This window comes from Streptomyces cylindrosporus, assembly GCF_022698165.1.
Lineage (GTDB): Bacteria > Actinomycetota > Actinomycetes > Streptomycetales > Streptomycetaceae > Streptomyces > Streptomyces cylindrosporus.
The window spans coordinates 339,646-356,774 of record NZ_JALDAY010000010.1; the positions used below are offsets into that span (position 1 = coordinate 339,646).

Below are 17,129 nucleotides of genomic sequence, written 5' to 3' on the forward strand. Positions count from 1 at the left end.
AACCGGTACGGTCCACGCGTATGCGACACCTTCTCGCGTGGACCCTGCTGGCGGCCGCCACAACCCTGGCGGCCGCGCCCGCATCCCCATCCACGGGCGCCAACTGCCCCCATCTGTCAACCACTTGGTACGGCGACAACCGCGCTCACCTGCAACAGGTGATCGACGAACGCGGCACCTGCTCCGGCCCCGCCCGGCACCCGGTCGCCGTCTTCGACTGGGACAACACGGTCACCAAGAACGACGTCACCGACGCCACCCTCTCCTGGGCCCTGCGCCACGACAAGCTCCTGCGCCCCGCCCGCTGGAAGGACACCAGCGCCTGGCTCACCGAGGCCGCCGACAAGGCCCTGACCAAGGCCTGCGGCACCGGCACGCCCGAGCCGCTGCGCACCTCCACGAACCCCCGCTGCACGGACGAGATCCTCGACATCCGCGAGAACGCCACCACCGCGTCCGGCGCCCCCGCCTTCGCCGGCACCTGGAACCACCGCCGCACGGTCCCCCAGTACGCCTGGGTCCCCCAGCTGTTCGCCGGCCGCACCCCCGCGGAACTCGCCTCCTACGCGCGCGAGGCCCGCACGGAGGCCCTCACGGCACCCATCGGCGCCACCCGCACCCTCGGCACCCACACGGTCCCCGCCTACGTCCGCTACTACGCCCAACAACGCGACCTGATCCGCACCCTCCAGCGCGCCGGATTCGACGTCTACATCGTCTCGGCCGGCTCCGAACCGATCACCGAGGTCTGGTCAAGGGGCGTCGGCATCGACGCCGACCACACCATCGCCATCCGCTCGGTCCTCGACCGCCGCGGCCGGATCACGACGTGGAACCAGGGCTGCGGGGGCGTCCCCGCGACCCGCGGCACCGCGATCCCGTACATCGACGGCAAGCGCTGCTGGATCAACCAGGAGATCTACGGCGTCCAGGGCCCCGCCGCCTGGCAGCGGCAGCCGTGGCCGCGCCGCCCGGCCCTCGCGGCCGGGGACGCCGACACCGACGTCACCTTCGTCGGCGACGCGACGGGCGCGCACCTGGTCCTCAACCGCAACAAGCCGGAACTGATGTGCCGCGCCCACGACGACGCCGACGGCCACTGGCTGATCAACCCGATGTTCATCGACCCCTTGCCGCGCCGGACCGACCCCTACCCGTGCTCGACGACGGCCTACAACGCGCCGGACGGCAGCCGGGGCCCGGTGCGGCGCGAGGACGGTTCGGTGGTCCCGGACCAGCCGGACACCATCTAGCCGATCACCGATCACCGATCACCGATCACCGATCACCGATCACCGATCACCGATCACCGATCACCGATCACCGATCAGAGGAAGGTGTGTCCCTCTCCGCGATACGTCGGGACGGTCGCCGTGACCGCGTCGCCCTCCACCAGGTGCAGCACGTCGAACCGCTCGCACAGCTCGCCCGCCTTGGCGTGCCGGAACCACACCTTGTCGCCGAGCAGCAGGTCGTCGGCCGGGGAGCCGAGCAGCGGCGTCTGCACCTCGCCGGGGCCCTCCTGGGGGTCGTACCGCAGACCCTCGGGGAGGTAGGGCACGGGAAGCCGGTCGCGGCCGGGCGCGCCGGAGGCGGGGTACCCGCCGCCGAGGACGGTCACGACCCCCACCCCCGGCCGCCGCACGACGGGCTGGGCGAACAGCGCGGCCGGACGCCCGGTGAAGGAGGTGTAGTTGTCGAAGAGCCGCGGCACGTACAGCCCCGACCCGGCACCGATCTCGGTGACGGCGTCCTCGCCGGCGGTGAACTGCACACTGCCGGTGCCGCCGCCGTTGACGAACTCCAGCTCCGGTACGACCGCCCGCACCGCGCGCACCACCTCGGCACGCCGCTCGGCAAGCTCCCGGCGGGCGGTGGCCTGCATCAGCCGTACGGCACGGGACCGCAGCGGCCGCCCGGCGACCGAGTCGCCCACGCCGGCGATATGACCCTCGTACGCCATGATCCCGACGACCTTGAACCCGGGCCGCCGGGCGACGGCGCGGGCGAGGTCGGCGACCTGGGCGGGGGAGTGGAGCGGCGAGCGGCGGGCGCCGACGCGCACGCGACCGCCGAGGAGCTTGAGGGAGGTGTCCAACTCCAGACAGACACGGATGACTTCACGACCGCCGTCCCTGGCCTCGTCGATGAGGCGGAGTTGCGCGGGGTCGTCGATCATCACGGTGACGGCGGCGGCGAGCTTGGGGTCGGCGGCGAGTTCGGCGAATCCGGCGCGGTCGGCGGACGGGTAGGCGAGCAGGACGTCGTCGAAGCCGCCGCGTGCGAGCCACAGCGATTCGGCCAATGTGAAGGACATGATCCCCGCGAAGCCGTCCTTCGCGAGGACCCGCTCCAGCAGGGCCCGGCAGCGGACGGACTTGCTGGCGACGCGGATCGGCTTGCCGCCGGCCCGGCGGACGAGGTCGTCCGCGTTGGCGTCGAAGGCCTCCAGGTCCACGATGGCAAGGGGGGCCTCAAGATGGGCGGTGGCCCGGTCGTAACGGGCCCGGTCGGCGGCGCGCGCAGTCATGAACGAAGCCTGCCAGACAGGATTACCGCAGGGTAGGGGGACGTTCCGGGCAGATGCCCCGGGCTCGTGGACTGGTTCCCGTTCGGGCCGGGGCAACCCGTAGAGTGACGCGCAGGTACGACGGAACGGAGCCGGCCGCTTGGCCTGCGGCGGGATGCCGGTCCGCGCGCACGGGTATGCGTGCCCGGGAGGGACGGCCTGCGGCGGGTTCGGTCCGGGGTCGGTCCGGGTTCCGTCCGGGTTCGGTGCCGAGCGGTTGAGCACAAGGACGCCGGTGCGCGTACGACGTAGGACTGGACGGCCCGGGGATGAAGGAAACGGGGGGTGCATGAGCACGGAAGCGCAGCACGCCTCATTCCCACCACGCCCGACGACACCACCGCCTCCGGCGCAGCCGCCTGTGGTGGGGCGGGAGCAGGGCCGGGGGCCGGGGGAGACCGGGGAGTCGGAGGCTTCCGGCGGCCATGGTTCCGTCGACCAGGGTTCCGGTGACCAGGGGGCCGACGCGGGGCGGTACGCAAGTGGTTCCGAGGCGTCGGGGTCGTACACACGTGGTTCCGGCGTATCAGGTCCGGATGCGAGTGGTTCCGTAGCGGCGGGCGGTTCTCGCGGGGTGTGGTCGCCGTGGCGGGGCTCCGAGCCCTTCGCGGCTTTCGGACGGCCTGTGGGTTCGACTGGAGCAGGAGCAGGAGCAGGAGCAGGAGCAGGAGCAGGAGCAGGAGCAGGAGCGAGCGGGGACCGTGGTGACTCGTCGGCCGCCGCGTCCCGTCCCGACCGAGCGGCGTCGCGTCGCGCCAACCCCGAACGGCCCGCGACCACCCGCCCGGACACCGACAGCACCCCGTCCGCTGCCGCGCCCCGCCCTCCGCGTCCAAGCGCCGGCGAGTCCTGGGACGCCCCGCTCAACCCACCCCCGCCCCAGGCCTCGGCCCGCTTCCCGGACACCCCGCCGTCGGTCGGCCGCACCCCGCAGGGCGACAGCATGGGCCCGCCGGCCCCGGAAGCCGGGCTGTCGGCAGGCCGCGAGCCGCGCCGCGACGTTAGCGGTGCGCCGACTCCGGACGCTGCCGCGTGGGCCGGCCCCGATTCCACCAGCACGTCCTCTCCAGCTCCGCCGGCCACCGGCGGACCCGCTCCGTCGGCCGACGGCCGCACCCCGCAGGGCGGCACCACGGGCCCGTCGGTCCCGGGCGCCACGCCGTCGGCAGGCCGCGAGCCGCGCCGCGATGTCAGGGGTGTGCCGACTCCGGATGCCGCAGCGTGGGCCGGCCCGGAGGCCACCGGCACGCCCGGGCCGGCGGCGGCTGCGTCGGCCGCTCGCGACTCGCACCGCGACGCCACCGGTGTACCCTCCCAGCCGGTCGCTCCTGAGCCTCGCCGCAACGCCATGGGTGCGTCCGCCCCGGATGCCGCTTCGTCGACGAATCGTGAGCCGGGCCGCAGTGCGCCCACCCCGGATGCCACTCGGCCGACGGCCGCCGAACGCCGCGACCGCACCGGCACGTCCGCCCCGGACACTCTCGTACCCCCGCGCCCGAGGCACCGCCCCACCGCGGCCCCGGCCGACTCGGCCCAGGAGCCCACCAGACGCCCGGGGCCGAGCCTCCCGGAACCCCCCTCACAGCCGCCGTCCACTTCCCCCCGCCGCCCCAACACGGCCCCACCCCCCATGCCGGACACCCAACCGACCTCCACCCCCGCCGACCCGCCCCGGCGCCCTGCGGCACCCCCGGACGGCTTCTACCGCCTCGGCCGGCCCGCCCAGCCCCTCCCCGAAGACCGCCCGGCTTCCGCCGCCGATCCGTCCCGGCGCTCCGGCGCGCGCACCCCCGATGGCCCTACCGCGTCCGCCGACGGCTACCGCCGCCCCGGCCCGGACGCCCGCCAGGCTTCCGGCACCCCCGCCGATCCGTCCCGGCGCTCCGGCGCGTCCACGCCCGATCGCCCCGCCGCGTCCGCCGACGCCTACCGCCGCCCCGGCCCGGCTGCACAGCCGCTTCCCGAAGCGCGCCCGGCGTCCGCGCCCGCCGCTCCGCCCCGGCGCCCTGCGGCCTCCGCGCCCACCGATCCGCCGCGGCGCCCTGCGTCGCCCGCGTCCGACCGCCCCATGACGCCCCCCGAGGACTTCCGCCGCCCCGGCCGCACGGCACAGCCGCTGCCGGACGCCCGCTCGGCCTCCGCGCCCGCCGACCCGGCACGCCACCCTGGATCGCCCACCCCGTCGACCCCCGACCCTCGCGCGGCAGCGCCTCGCACGCCGAGCAACCGCACGGGCTCGAACGGGCCCACATCCGCGCCGTCACCCACGCGTACCGGCTCGAACATGCCCACGTCCCCGCCGTCACCCACGCGTACCGGCTCGAACCGGCCTACATCCGCGCCGTCACCCACGCGCACAAGCTCGTCCGCGCCCACACCCCCGCCGCCCCCCACCCGCACGCACCCCACCCCACCCGCACCCTCCGCACCCAACCCCCACCCGACGCCCACCCACCCCTCCACACCCCCCACCTCCGTAACCCCCGACCCCGCCCTCTCCTGGAGCGCCCCCGTGGCCCCCGGTGGGGTCCCCGGGGCCGGGCGGCCCGTTGTCTCGTTCGGGGAGCCCGAGGGATACGACGGGCAGGGGCGGCCGCGTGGGCTTCGGCGGGTGCGGTCCAGGGCCGGGGCCGTCGGCGCGTGTCTTGTGCTCGGGGTCGGACTCATCGGTGGTGCCGTCACCGGGAGTTGGCTGGCCGGGGACGACGCAGGTGACGGCTCCCGTGGAGCCTTCGCCGCCGCCGGCGCGCTGTGGCACAGCGTCCCCGTCGATCGGCTCTTTCCGCCCACCGTCCAGGGCCAGGGCGCCGGCCCCGGCGGCGCTGACCGGACCTGGACGCGTATCGCCGTCGCCCCGGACAGCGGCTGCAAGGGCGCCTTCGACCCACTGCTCGGCAAGGCCCTCGCCCCCGTCGGATGCCAGCGGCTGATCCGCGCCACCTACACCGACGCCACCCAGAGCTACGTCACCACCGTCGGCCTCCTCTTCACCGACGCCGACGCCACCGCCATGGACTCCCTCGCCGAACGCTTCCGGGACGAGAAACTCGGCGACCGTACCGACCTCATGCCCCGCCCCTACGCCGCCAAGGACACCGCCGCCGCCGACTTCGGCACCAAGCAGCGCGCCTCCTGGACGGTCTCCGTCCTCACCGACGCCCCCGTCGTCGTGTACGCCGTCTCCGGCTGGGCCGACGGCCGTACCGTCGACACCCCCCAGCCCGCCGCGGAAGCCACCAAGTCCGGCGCCACCACACCCGCCGCCCAGGCCGGCCTCGGCAACGAGGCCCAGGGCCTCGCCGACCGCATCGAACGAGCCCTGAGGAAAGACGTGAGCAGTCCGGCCGCGGAGCGGACTTCATGAGGAGCAAGAGCAGGAGCAGGAGTACCAGGGGACGAAAAGCCGGGCGTCTGCGGCTCGGTGGGATGAGCGTGCTGCTCGCCGCCTCCCTCGCCCTCGTGCCCGCCACCGCCGCCCACGCCGACGGCATACGCGCCCAGCAGTGGGCCCTCGACGCCATGCACACCCAGCAGGCCTGGCAGACCACCAAGGGCAAGGGCGTCACCGTCGCCGTCCTGGACACCGGGGTCGAGGACGACCACCCCGACCTCGTCGGCAACGTCCTGCCCACCAAGGACATGATCGGCTTCGGCGCCACCAAGGGGCAGCGCAACTGGGCCCGGCACGGCACCGCCATGGCCGGCATCATCGCCGGGCACGGCCACGGCGTCGGCAACGCCGACGGCGTCATGGGCATCGCCCCCGAGGCCAAGATCCTGCCGGTGCGGGTGATCCTGGAGGACGAGGACCCCGCCCGCGGCAAGGCCCGTACCTCCCGCGGCAACGCCCTCGCCGAAGGCATCCGCTGGGCCGCCGACCACGGCGCCGACGTCATCAACCTCTCCCTCGGCGACGACTCCGCCTCCGCCCACCCCGAACCCGCCGAGGACGAGGCCGTCCAGTACGCCCTGAAGAAGAACGTCACCGTCGTCGCCTCCGCCGGCAACGGCGGCAAGAAGGGCGACCACGTCTCCTACCCGGCCGCCTACCCCGGCGTCATCGCCGCCACCGCCGTCGACCGCTTCGGCACCCGCGCCGACTTCTCCACCCGCCGCTGGTACGCCACGGTCAGCGCCCCCGGCGTCGGCATCGTCATCGCCGATCCCGACCACAAGTACTACGAGGGGTGGGGTACGAGTGCGGCCTCGGCGTTCGTGTCCGGCGCGGTCGCTCTCATCAAGGCCGCCCATCCGGGGCTGACCCCGGCCCAGATCAAGAAGCTCCTGGAGGACACCGCCCGCGACGCCCCGGTCGGCGGCCGGGACGACTCCCGCGGCTTCGGCATGATCGACCCGGCCGCCGCGATCAAGGCCGCCGGCAGTCTCAAGCCGGAGGGGCTGGAGGCCGCGGCCTACGGCAAGAAGTACTTCGGTTCAGGGCCGGAAGCCGCCAAGTCCGGTGACGACACCAGCGGTTGGGCCGCCCCGCTCGCGGGCAGCCTGGGCGGGGTCCTGCTCGTCGTCGCCGTGGTGCTGTGGCGGGGGCGCAGGCGCGGCCGCTACGGCGACGGGTTCTAGGAGCGCCCGCTAGGAAGCGGAAGTGGACGCGGAAGCAGACGTCGAGGTTGAGGCCGATGCCGGTGCCGACGCGGTGTCCGTGGTTCCCGTGAACACCGACACCGCCGCCTTCGCCGTCGCCTCCACCAGCGAAATTCCCTTCGCCTGCGTCGAGTTGCCCTTGGATAGCGCCGCCACCAGGTAGTCGTGGCCGTCCACCGTCACGCGCCCGATGCTGTTGATGTCCCAGAGGTTCGTGGTGCTGCGGGCCAGCCAGCCGTTCTTCAGCGCCCACTTCGAACCGTCGGCCGCGGCCGAGACACCCCAGTGCTGGTCGGCCTCTATCTGCCCCATCAGCCCCTGGACGTACGCCCGCGAGGTCTCGCTCAGCTTCGAGTCGTCCCCGAACACCTGCTGGAGCAGGGTGAGTTGGTCGGCGGCCGTGGTCTGCGTCAGGCCCCACAGCGCCCCGTCGCCGCCCTCCGTATCGGTGAGCCCGAACTTCTTGTTCGCGGCGTCCAGCCCGTCGGCCTTCCCGATGACGTCCCACAGCGCGGACGCGGACGTGTTGTCGCTGTTCTCGATCATCTTGGTGGCGTACGCCTTCTCGGTCGCCGTCAACTGGCGACCGGCGTCCTGCGCCTGCAGCAGCAGCGTCGCCAGGATGTCGACCTTCACGATGCTCGCCGTGTCGAAGGCGCCCTCGCCGTACGTGGCACTGTCGCCGGAGTCCATGTCCAGGATCGCCACCGAGACCTCGGCCTTGCCCCCGACCGGCACCGACTTCATCGCCTTCGCGAGCAGCGCGTCGTAGTCCACCGCGGGTTGCGCCACCGGTTCCACCGACTCCTCCCCGTCCGCCGTGGCCGACGTGGAGGCCGTCGGCGACCCCGCCGACGATACGGGGGCCCCACCCGAGTGCGCCTGGGCCTTCACGTACACGGTCCCGGCGGCCGTGCCGCCGACGATGGCGACGGTGGCGAGGGCGGTGTAGAGCATGGGGCGCGTCCGGGACGGACGAGCGCGGCGGCTTCGGCGGGCTCTGGGGGACTCCATGCCGCGATGGTCCGGGCGTCGACTGTGCGCGCCGTTAGACGGAAGTTAGATGTGTGTCAGGGGAATCTGAGAAAGCCGTGAAGGCTGTGAACGACCGGTTTCCGGGACCGCACAAGCCCAGCAGTAAGCCCCCGATATCCGCCCGATAGGGTCGGTGACCGTGGCGAACAAGAACATTCCCGACTCCGGCTTCCCCGACGACGACGGCTCCGCCGACCCCCGGCTGAGCGCCGCGCTCGCCGCCTGGGCCGAGGACCGCGGCGCAGTGGGCCCGGTCCTGGAGGCGCTGAAGGGCGCCCGGCTCCTGGTGCCCGTCGTCGCCGTGCTCGGCGAGGTCGAGGAGGACGAGAACGGGCTGCGCCGCGAGAAGACCAGCGACATGGCCGTACCGACCCTGAAGGCCGGATCCCGGACCGCCCTGCCCGCCTTCACGTCCACCGACTCGCTGGCCCGGTGGGACCCGGCGGCGCGCCCCGTCGCCGTACCCCTGCACCAGGCGCTGCAGGCCGCCGCGCACGAGAAGGCGGACACGGTGGTGCTCGACCTGGCCGGTCCGGTGCCGTTCGAGCTGACCGGGTCCGCGCTGCTCGCGCTCGCCGAGGGGCGTACGACGGCCGACCCGCTCGCCGACCCGGCCGTGCGGGAGGCGGTGCGGGCCGCGGTGGCCGCCGAGTCCGCCGTGCTGAGCGCCCACCTCGGGCCCGGCCAGGCCGACGGCACCCTCGCCCTCGTACTGGATCCCGCGGTCGCTCCCGCTCAGGCCGCCCGTGCGGTCGCCGAGCGGCTGGCCGCCGACGAGACGCTGAGGGCCCGCCTGGTGCGCGGCCTCGACCTGGCACTGCTGCCGGCCGGGGCGACGCCTCCGGGCGAGCCCTTGTACGTACGGTGACGGACTAGCCGTAGACGGGACCGGTGTACTTCTCGCCCGGGCCCTGGCCCGGCTCGTCCGGGACGATCGACGCCTCGCGGAAGGCCAGCTGGAGGGACTTCAGGCCGTCGCGCAGCGGGGACGCGTGGAAGGAGCTGATCTCGGTCACGGAGGCGTCCAGCAGACCGGCGAGGGCGGTGACCAGCTTGCGGGCCTCGTCCAGGTCCTTGTACTTGTCGCCCTCCTCGGTCAGACCGAGCTTCACGGCGGCGGCGCTCATCAGGTTCACGGCCACCGTCACGATCACCTCGACGGCGGGGACCTCGGCGATGTCGCGGGTCATCTCGTCGAAGCCGGGAGAGTCAGGAGACGCGGGAGGGGTGTCACTCATGCCCCACACGATAGGGCCCGGTGCGGGCCGGTTCGCACCACCCCCGGGTAGCTGCTAACCTTGTGTGACGACCGGCCGGACATTCATGTGCCCGGCCTACAAGTGGAGGCTCCGATCTCCCACCTGACCGTCCTCCGGGACGGCGGGTCACCCCGGTCAGGCGGCCGCCATCGTTCCGTACGGACGATGGAGTCGCCCGAATCGCGCCCCGCGGCATCGCGGCGGTGCTCCGGCAGTGTATTTGGAGCCCCGCCTGTGATCGTCCGGGGCATTTTTCATGCTTCGGCGCGGTTAGGTCTAAGGAAAGAGACGTACGCGGCTGTCCGCCAGACCGCCGTGTGGTGCTAACCGAGGAGGATCCATCAGCGCCGAGCCCCGCATCAACGACCGGATTCGCGTTCCCGAGGTGCGACTTGTCGGTCCCAGTGGCGAGCAGGTGGGCATTGTCCCGCTCGCGAAGGCACTGGAGCTTGCCCAGGAGTACGACCTCGACCTCGTCGAGGTAGCGGCGAACGCCCGTCCGCCCGTGTGCAAGCTCATGGACTACGGGAAGTTCAAGTACGAGTCGGCCATGAAGGCCCGTGAGGCGCGCAAGAACCAGGCGCACACGGTCATCAAGGAGATGAAGCTCCGGCCGAAGATCGACCCGCACGACTATGACACCAAGAAGGGTCACGTCGTCCGGTTCCTCAAGCAGGGCGACAAGGTCAAGATCACGATCATGTTCCGTGGTCGCGAGCAGTCCCGGCCGGAGCTCGGCTACCGACTGCTGCAGCGTCTCGCGGAGGACGTCCAGGACCTCGGTTTCGTCGAGTCGAACCCGAAGCAGGACGGCCGCAACATGATCATGGTTCTCGGTCCGCACAAGAAGAAGACCGAGGCGATGGCCGAGGCCCGCCAGGCGCAGGAAGCCCGCAAGGCCGAAGCGAAGGCCAACCCCGGCAAGTCGCAGAACGCCGCCGAGGTCGAGACCGCCGTGGAGACCGAGGCCCCTGCCGAGGCTTCCGCCGAGGCGTGATCCACGGGGACACCGGTCCCCAGGACATAACCGAAACAAGAGCGACGTTCCGACGTGCCCGGTTTTCCGAACCGGGCACCGGAGCGCCACCGACGAGGAGATAACGGCGCTATGCCGAAGAACAAGTCGCACAGCGGTGCCAGCAAGCGCTTCAAGGTCACCGGCTCCGGCAAGGTGCTCCGTGAGCGCGCCGGCAAGCGCCACCTGCTCGAGCACAAGTCGTCGCGCCTGACGCGTCGCCTCACCGGCAACGCCGAGATGGCCCCGGGCGACGCCAAGAAGATCAAGAAGCTTCTCGGCAAGTGACGCACGCGGCGCTCTGCCTCTGAGCGCCCGACGTCATCACCGGGACCCAATCGATACCGGGTCGTGTGAGTCCAACCACGGCCCCGCTACAAGGAGTTAAAAAGTGGCACGCGTCAAGCGGGCAGTCAACGCCCACAAGAAGCGCCGGGCGATCCTCGAGCAGGCCTCCGGCTACCGCGGTCAGCGTTCGCGCCTGTACCGCAAGGCCAAGGAGCAGGTCACCCACTCGCTGGTCTACAACTACAACGACCGCAAGAAGCGCAAGGGTGACTTCCGCCAGCTGTGGATCCAGCGCATCAACGCCGCTGCCCGCGCCAACGGCATCACGTACAACCGCTTCATCCAGGGCCTGAAGGCCGCGAACGTCGAGGTCGACCGCAAGATCCTCGCCGAGCTGGCCGTCAACGACGCCGGTGCGTTCGCCGCCCTGGTCGAGGTCGCGCAGAAGGCGCTGCCGTCGGACGTCAACGCCCCCAAGGCTGCGTGACGCTGCGCTCGGCCCAGGCCGAAGTGACTGTACGGACCCGTGGGCTTCTGCCCGCGGGTCCGTTTCGTTGAGTGCTGAGAGTGAGTGCGATGCCCGTTACCCCCGAGCTGATCTCCCCCCGTTCCGCCCGTGTCGCCGCTGCCCGGCGGCTGGCCAAGCGGAACTTCCGGGGCAAGGACCGGCTGTTCCTCGCGGAGGGACCGCAGGCCGTCAGGGAAGCGGCCGGGCATGACACGGACGGCACCGCCACGCTCGTGGAACTGTTCGCGACCGTCGAGGCGGCGGAGCGCTACGCCGACATCATCGGCCGGTCCCGGGAGATCGGCGCGCGGCTGCATCTCGCGTCCGAGCAGGTCATCGCCGACATCTCCACCACCGTCACCCCGCAGGGGCTCGTCGGGATCTGCCGGTTCCTCGACACCCCCTTCGCCCGGATCCTCGCCGCCCGGCCCAAGCTGGTCGCCGTGCTCGCGAACGTGCGGGACCCCGGGAACGCCGGGACCGTGCTGCGGTGCGCCGATGCCGCCGGCGCCGAGGCCGTCGTACTGACCGACGCCTCCGTGGACCTCTACAACCCCAAGGCCGTGCGCGCCTCCGTCGGCTCCCTCTTCCACCTGCCCGTCGCCGTCGGCGTCCCCGTGGAGGAAGCCGTCCGGGGGCTCAAGGACGTCGGCGTGCGGATCCTCGCCGCCGACGGGGCCGGGACCGACGACCTCGACGACGAGCTCGACAAGGGGACCATGGGCGGGCCGACCGCCTGGGTGTTCGGGAACGAGGCCTGGGGGCTCCCGGAGGAGACCCGCGCGCTCGCGGACGCCGTCGTGCGCGTTCCGATCCACGGAAAGGCCGAGAGCCTGAACCTCGCGACCGCCGCCGCCGTATGTCTCTATGCATCGGCCCGTGCACAGCGCGCCTCCGGAGGGTGCCGCTCCGTCACCGAGAGCTAGTAGGGTGACCAGCTCGGGGGCCCCTCAGCCGTCTGAGAGGTGGGGTACGGGGATGAGTGTCGGCACGAGCGGGGGCGTCGATCCCGACGAGCTGCCCGACGGTCTGGTCGTCGCCGACGAGGACGGCCGGGTCGTCTGCTTCAACGCCGCCGCCGAGCGCATCACCGCCGTCCCCGCCGACGAGGCCCTGGGACAGCGCCTGGAGAAGGCCCTGCCGTTAGAGGACCTGGAGGGCCGGCGCTGGTGGCAGCTGACCGATCCGTACGGCGGCCTCGCCATCCGGCGGCGGCAGCCCGAGCGCAACCTCCTCCTCCCCGGCGGCCGTGAGGTGCTGGTCTCCGCGCGCTACGTCCGCACCGAGCCCACCGGCCCGGTCCGCCGCGTCGTCGTCTCCCTGCGCGACACCGAGGCCCGCCGCCGCACCGAGCGCAGCCACGCCGAGCTGATCGCCACCGTCGCCCACGAGCTGCGCTCCCCGCTCACCTCGGTCAAGGGCTTCACGGCCACCCTGCTGGCCAAGTGGGAACGGTTCACCGACGACCAGAAGCGCCTGATGCTGGAGACCGTCGACGCCGACGCCGACCGCGTCACCCGGCTCATCGCCGAGCTCCTCGACATCTCACGGATCGACAGCGGGCGGCTTGAGGTCCGGCGCCAGCCGGTCGACATAGGCGCGGCCGTCGGACGGCACATCCAGGCGTACGTCGCCGCCGGGCAGCCCGCCGACCGGTTCCTGCTCCGCATCGAACAGCCGCTGCCCGCGCTGTGGGCCGACCCCGACAAGATCGACCAGGTGCTCAGCAACCTGCTGGAAAATGCCGTGCGGCACGGCGAGGGAACCGTCACGATTGACATCACGGCCACAGTGTCCCCCCGCGAGGGAGAGGACACCGGTACGTCGGTCACGGTGAGCGACGAGGGGCCCGGCATCCCGGAGGAGTCCATGAACCGCGTCTTCACCCGCTTCTGGCGGGGCAGCAAGCGCGGCGGCACCGGCCTCGGGCTCTACATCGTCAAGGGCATCGTCGAGGCCCACGGCGGCACCATCACCGTCGGCCGCGGCCCCCAGGGCGGCGCCGAGTTCCGATTTACGTTGCCCGTGGCGGCCCCGGCGTACCTCACCTGAGAGCCGGAGACCCGCCCACGGGCGCATTCGCATACCTCCACCCCGTTAGACTCGGCCTTTGGCACCTTTGTGTCCCATGGACGGCCCTCTGACCTCTGCGTGAGTCGGTGACGGGGACCTTCAGCCAGCCAATCGGAAGCACGGGAAGAGATGTCGGCACCGAACAAGTCGTACGACCCGGTAGAGGTCGAGGCCCTGAAACCGGAAGAGATCGAGCGCATGCGGGAGGAGGCGCTCGCCGCCTTCGCGGCCGCGGACTCCCTCGACGCGCTCCAGGAGGCCAAGGTCGCCCACACCGGGGGCGCCTCCCCGCTGGCCCTCGCCAACCGCGAGATCGGCGCCCTGCCCCCGCACGCCAAGGCCGCCGCCGGCAAGCTCGTCGGCCAGGCCCGGGGCGCCGTGAACAAGGCCCTCGCCGGCCGCCAGGCCGAGCTGGAGGCCGAGCGCGACGCCCGTGTGCTGGTCGAGGAGTCGGTGGACGTCACGCTGCCCTACGACCGCGTACCGGCCGGCGCCCGCCACCCGCTCACCACCCTGTCCGAGCGCATCGAGGACGTCTTCGTGGCCATGGGCTACGAGGTCGCCGAGGGCCCGCAGGCCGAGGCCGAGTGGTTCAACTTCGACGCCCTGAACATCGGCCCGGACCACCCGGCCCGCGGCGAGGCCGACACCTTCTTCGTGCAGGGCCCGGACGGCGGCACCGAGTCCGGTGTCGTGCTGCGCACCCACACCTCGCCCGTGCAGATCCGCTCGCTGCTCGGCCGTGAGCTGCCGGTGTACGTGATCTGCCCCGGCGTGGTCTACCGCACCGACGAGCTGGACGCGACCCACACCCCGGTCTTCCGCCAGGTCGAGCTGCTCGCCGTCGACGAGGGCCTGACCATGGCCGACCTCAAGGGCACCCTCGACCACATGGTCCAGTCCCTGTTCGGCGAGGGCATGAAGACCCGGCTGCGCCCGAACTTCTTCCCGTTCACCGAGCCGTCCGCCGAGATGGACATGGTGTGCTACGTCTGCCGCGGCGAGTCCGTCGGCAACCCCGACCGCCCCTGCCGTACCTGCTCCTCCGAGGGCTGGATCGAGCTGGGCGGCTGCGGGATGGTCAACCCCAAGGTGCTGACCGCCTGCGGTGTCGACCCGGAGAAGTACAGCGGCTTCGCCTTCGGGTTCGGCATCGAGCGGATGCTGATGTTCCGCCACAACGTCGAAGACATGCGAGACATGGTCGAGGGTGACGTCCGGTTCACCCGGCCGTTCGGGATGGAGATCTGATGCGGGTCCCGCTTTCTTGGCTGCGGGAGTACGTCGACCTGCCGGCGACTCAGACCGGGCGTGACGTCCAGGCCAAGCTCATTTCCGCCGGCCTCGAGGTCGAGACCGTCGAGCACCTCGGCGCCGACCTCAAGGGCCCCCTCGTCGTCGGCCAGGTGCTGACCATCGAGGAACTGGAGGGCTTCAAGAAGCCGATCCGCTTCTGCACGGTCGACGTCGGCCAGGCCAACGGCACCGGCGAGCCCCAGGAGATCGTCTGCGGCGCCCGGAACTTCGCGGTGGGCGACAAGGTCGTGGTCGTGCTCCCCGGCGCCACCCTGCCCGGCGGCTTCTCGATCTCCGCGCGCAAGACGTACGGCAAGACCTCCCACGGCATGATCTGCTCCAGCGACGAGCTGGGCATGGGCGACGACGGCACCCACGGCATCATCGTGCTGCCGCCGGAGACCGAGGTCGGCAAGGACGCCATCGAGCTGCTCGAACTGGTCGACGAGGTCCTGGACATCGCCGTCACCGCCAACCGCGGCGACTGCCTGTCCATCCGCGGCGTCGCCCGCGAGACCGCCATCGCCTACGGCCTGCCGCTGCGCGACCCGGCGCTGATCGACGTACCCGGCCCGAACGCCTTCGGCTACCCGGTCCAGGTCTCAGACCCGTACGGCTGCGACCGCTTCACCGCCCGCACGGTGACCGGCCTCAGCCCCGAGGCCCGCTCGCCGATCTGGCTCCAGCGCCGGCTGCAGAAGGTCGGCATGCGCCCGATCTCCCTCGCCGTCGACGTCACCAACTACGTGATGATGGAGCTCGGCCAGCCCCTGCACGCCTACGACCGCTCGCTGGTCCAGGGCACGATCGGGGTCCGCCGCGCGGCCGAGGGCGAGAAGATCGTCACCCTCGACGGCGTCGAGCGGAAGCTGCACGCCGAGGACCTGGTCATCACCGACGACCGCGGCCCCATCGGGCTCGCCGGCGTCATGGGCGGCGCCAACACCGAGATCGCCGACCACCAGGAGGGGGAGGGCACGACCGACGTCGTCATCGAGGCCGCCCACTTCAACGCGGTGTCGATCGCCCGTACGGCCCGTCGTCACAAGCTGTCCTCGGAGGCCTCCCGCCGCTTCGAGCGGGGCGTCGACCCGCAGGCCGCCGCCGCTGCCGCGCAGCGCACGGTCGACCTGCTGGTCCTCCTCGCGGGCGGCACCGCCGAGGCCGGCGTCACCGAGGTCATCGCACCCTCCGCACCGCACACCATCAGCGTCCCGGCGAACCATCCGGACAAGGTGGCCGGCGTCGACTACGGCCGGGAGACGGTCGTACGACGGCTGCAGGAGATCGGCTGCGACGTGTACGGGCAGGACGAGCTGATCGTCACCGTCCCGTCCTGGCGGCCCGACCTCACCGAGATCAACGACCTCGCCGAAGAGGTCATCCGCTTGGAGGGCTACGAGAACCTGCCCTCCACGCTGCCCAAGCTCCCCTCGGGCCGCGGCCTGACCCACCGGCAGCGGCTGCACCGCCGGGTCGGCCGGGCGCTGGCCGGGGCGGGCTATGTCGAGGCGCCGAACTACCCGTTCATCAGCGAGCAGATCTTCGACCAGCTGCTCCTGGAGGCGGACGACCCGAAGCGCCGGGTCGTGAAGCTCACCAACCCGCTGAGCGACGAGGAGCCCGCGCTGCGGACCTCGCTGCTGCCGGGCCTGCTGGGTGCGTTGCGGCGCAACAACGGCCGCGGCTCGCACGATCTCGCCCTGTTCGAGACCGGGCTGGTGTTCCTCCCGCGTGCGGAGCAGAGGGTCGCCGTCGCGCTGCCGGTGGACCGGCGCCCGACCGACGAGGAGATCGCCGAGCTCGACGCCGCGCTGCCGGAGCAGCCGCGGCATGTGGCCGCCGTGCTCGCCGGCGCGCGGGAGCAGGCCGGCTGGTGGGGCAAGGGCCGGCCCGCGGACTGGGCCGACGCCGTCGAGGCGGGGCGCGCGGTGGCGCGGGAGGCCGGGGCCGAACTGGTCGTCCGCAAGGGGCAGTACGGGCCGTGGCATCCCGGGCGGTGTGCCGAGTTCGTGCTCGTCGTGGACGGGGCGGAGACGGTCGTCGGGCATGCCGGTGAGCTGCATCCGCGGGTCGTGAAGGCGCTGGGGCTGCCGGAGCGGACCAGTGCGATGGAGTTGGACCTGGACGCGGTGGAGGCGGTCGGGAACGACACGCCTCAGGCGCCGAGGATTTCGACGTTCCCCGTGGCCACGCAGGATGTCGCGCTCGTGGTCGACAAGTTCGTGCCGCATGCCGATGTCGAGGCCGCGTTGCGGGACGGGGCGGGTGAACTGCTTGAGGGCATCCGGCTGTTCGACGTGTACGAGAACGAGGAGCAGCTCGGTGAGGGGCGGAAGTCCCTTGCGTATGCGCTGCGGTTCCGGGCGGCGGATCGGACGCTGACCGTCGAGGAGGCGTCTGCTGCTCGGGATGCGGCGGTTGCCCTTGCGGGGGAGCGTGTTGGTGCCGTGCTGAGGGGCTAGTTCGCCTCATGGGCGGGGAGCT

General features: G+C 72.3%; 13 protein-coding genes and 1 pseudogene. 11 read left to right on the forward strand and 3 right to left on the reverse strand.

Annotated features, from left to right (window positions below):
- Positions 1–20: 20 nt before the first annotated feature.
- Positions 21–1,253 carry an HAD family hydrolase gene (locus MQP27_RS32360; protein ID WP_242770733.1) on the forward strand — a complete coding sequence of 411 codons (1,233 nt, stop codon included), beginning with the start codon at positions 21–23 and terminating at the stop codon, positions 1,251–1,253.
- 74 nt (positions 1,254–1,327) lie between these two features.
- Here MQP27_RS32360 and MQP27_RS32365 read toward each other — a convergent pair whose 3' ends face one another.
- A complete protein-coding gene (locus tag MQP27_RS32365; protein WP_242771271.1) occupies positions 1,328–2,530 on the reverse strand; it encodes an amino acid deaminase/aldolase in 1,203 nt (400 codons plus the stop codon).
- Positions 2,531–5,180: 2,650 nt separating this feature from the next.
- Here MQP27_RS32365 and MQP27_RS32370 point away from each other — a divergent pair.
- Together MQP27_RS32370 and mycP are read left to right on the forward strand one after the other, a co-directional pair.
- Positions 5,181–5,933: a hypothetical protein gene (locus MQP27_RS32370; RefSeq protein WP_242770735.1), complete on the forward strand. Its 753-nt coding sequence runs from the start codon at positions 5,181–5,183 to the stop codon at positions 5,931–5,933.
- 62 nt (positions 5,934–5,995) lie between these two features.
- Entirely contained in the window at positions 5,996–7,147 is a 1,152-nt protein-coding gene (gene mycP, locus MQP27_RS32375; RefSeq protein WP_242770738.1) for a type VII secretion-associated serine protease mycosin, read from the forward strand.
- A gap of 9 nt (positions 7,148–7,156) precedes the next feature.
- Here mycP and MQP27_RS32380 read toward each other — a convergent pair whose 3' ends face one another.
- On the reverse strand, positions 7,157–8,182 hold the full coding sequence (locus MQP27_RS32380) for a serine hydrolase (protein WP_242770745.1): 1,026 nt from the start codon (positions 8,180–8,182) through the stop codon (positions 7,157–7,159).
- 160 nt (positions 8,183–8,342) lie between these two features.
- Between MQP27_RS32380 and MQP27_RS32385 the strand changes: the two genes are divergently transcribed.
- Positions 8,343–9,071: an SseB family protein gene (locus MQP27_RS32385; RefSeq protein ID WP_242770746.1), complete on the forward strand. Its 729-nt coding sequence runs from the start codon at positions 8,343–8,345 to the stop codon at positions 9,069–9,071.
- Positions 9,072–9,075: 4 nt separating this feature from the next.
- On the opposite strand, the gene MQP27_RS32390 is transcribed toward MQP27_RS32385, so the two are convergent.
- Positions 9,076–9,441 carry a DUF1844 domain-containing protein gene (locus MQP27_RS32390; RefSeq protein WP_242770747.1) on the reverse strand — a complete coding sequence of 122 codons (366 nt, stop codon included), beginning with the start codon at positions 9,439–9,441 and terminating at the stop codon, positions 9,076–9,078.
- A 336-nt stretch (positions 9,442–9,777) separates the two neighbouring features.
- Here MQP27_RS32390 and infC point away from each other — a divergent pair.
- From infC to pheT, 7 genes and pseudogenes are all read left to right on the forward strand, one after another.
- Positions 9,778–10,459: pseudogene (gene infC, locus MQP27_RS32395) on the forward strand (translation initiation factor IF-3).
- 111 nt (positions 10,460–10,570) lie between these two features.
- Positions 10,571–10,765: a 50S ribosomal protein L35 gene (gene rpmI, locus MQP27_RS32400; protein ID WP_007829094.1), complete on the forward strand. Its 195-nt coding sequence runs from the start codon at positions 10,571–10,573 to the stop codon at positions 10,763–10,765.
- 103 nt (positions 10,766–10,868) lie between these two features.
- On the forward strand, positions 10,869–11,252 hold the full coding sequence (gene rplT, locus MQP27_RS32405) for a 50S ribosomal protein L20 (RefSeq protein ID WP_004002577.1): 384 nt from the start codon (positions 10,869–10,871) through the stop codon (positions 11,250–11,252).
- A gap of 89 nt (positions 11,253–11,341) precedes the next feature.
- Positions 11,342–12,199 carry a TrmH family RNA methyltransferase gene (locus MQP27_RS32410; RefSeq protein WP_242770749.1) on the forward strand — a complete coding sequence of 286 codons (858 nt, stop codon included), beginning with the start codon at positions 11,342–11,344 and terminating at the stop codon, positions 12,197–12,199.
- Between the two features lie 52 nt (positions 12,200–12,251).
- On the forward strand, positions 12,252–13,325 hold the full coding sequence (locus tag MQP27_RS32415) for a sensor histidine kinase (RefSeq protein ID WP_242770759.1): 1,074 nt from the start codon (positions 12,252–12,254) through the stop codon (positions 13,323–13,325).
- A 150-nt stretch (positions 13,326–13,475) separates the two neighbouring features.
- Positions 13,476–14,597 carry a phenylalanine--tRNA ligase subunit alpha gene (pheS, locus tag MQP27_RS32420; protein ID WP_242770761.1) on the forward strand — a complete coding sequence of 374 codons (1,122 nt, stop codon included), beginning with the start codon at positions 13,476–13,478 and terminating at the stop codon, positions 14,595–14,597.
- Entirely contained in the window at positions 14,597–17,107 is a 2,511-nt protein-coding gene (gene pheT / locus MQP27_RS32425) for a phenylalanine--tRNA ligase subunit beta (protein WP_242770782.1), read from the forward strand. Before pheS ends, pheT begins: the two co-directional genes overlap by 1 nt.
- Positions 17,108–17,129: the final 22 nt, after the last annotated feature.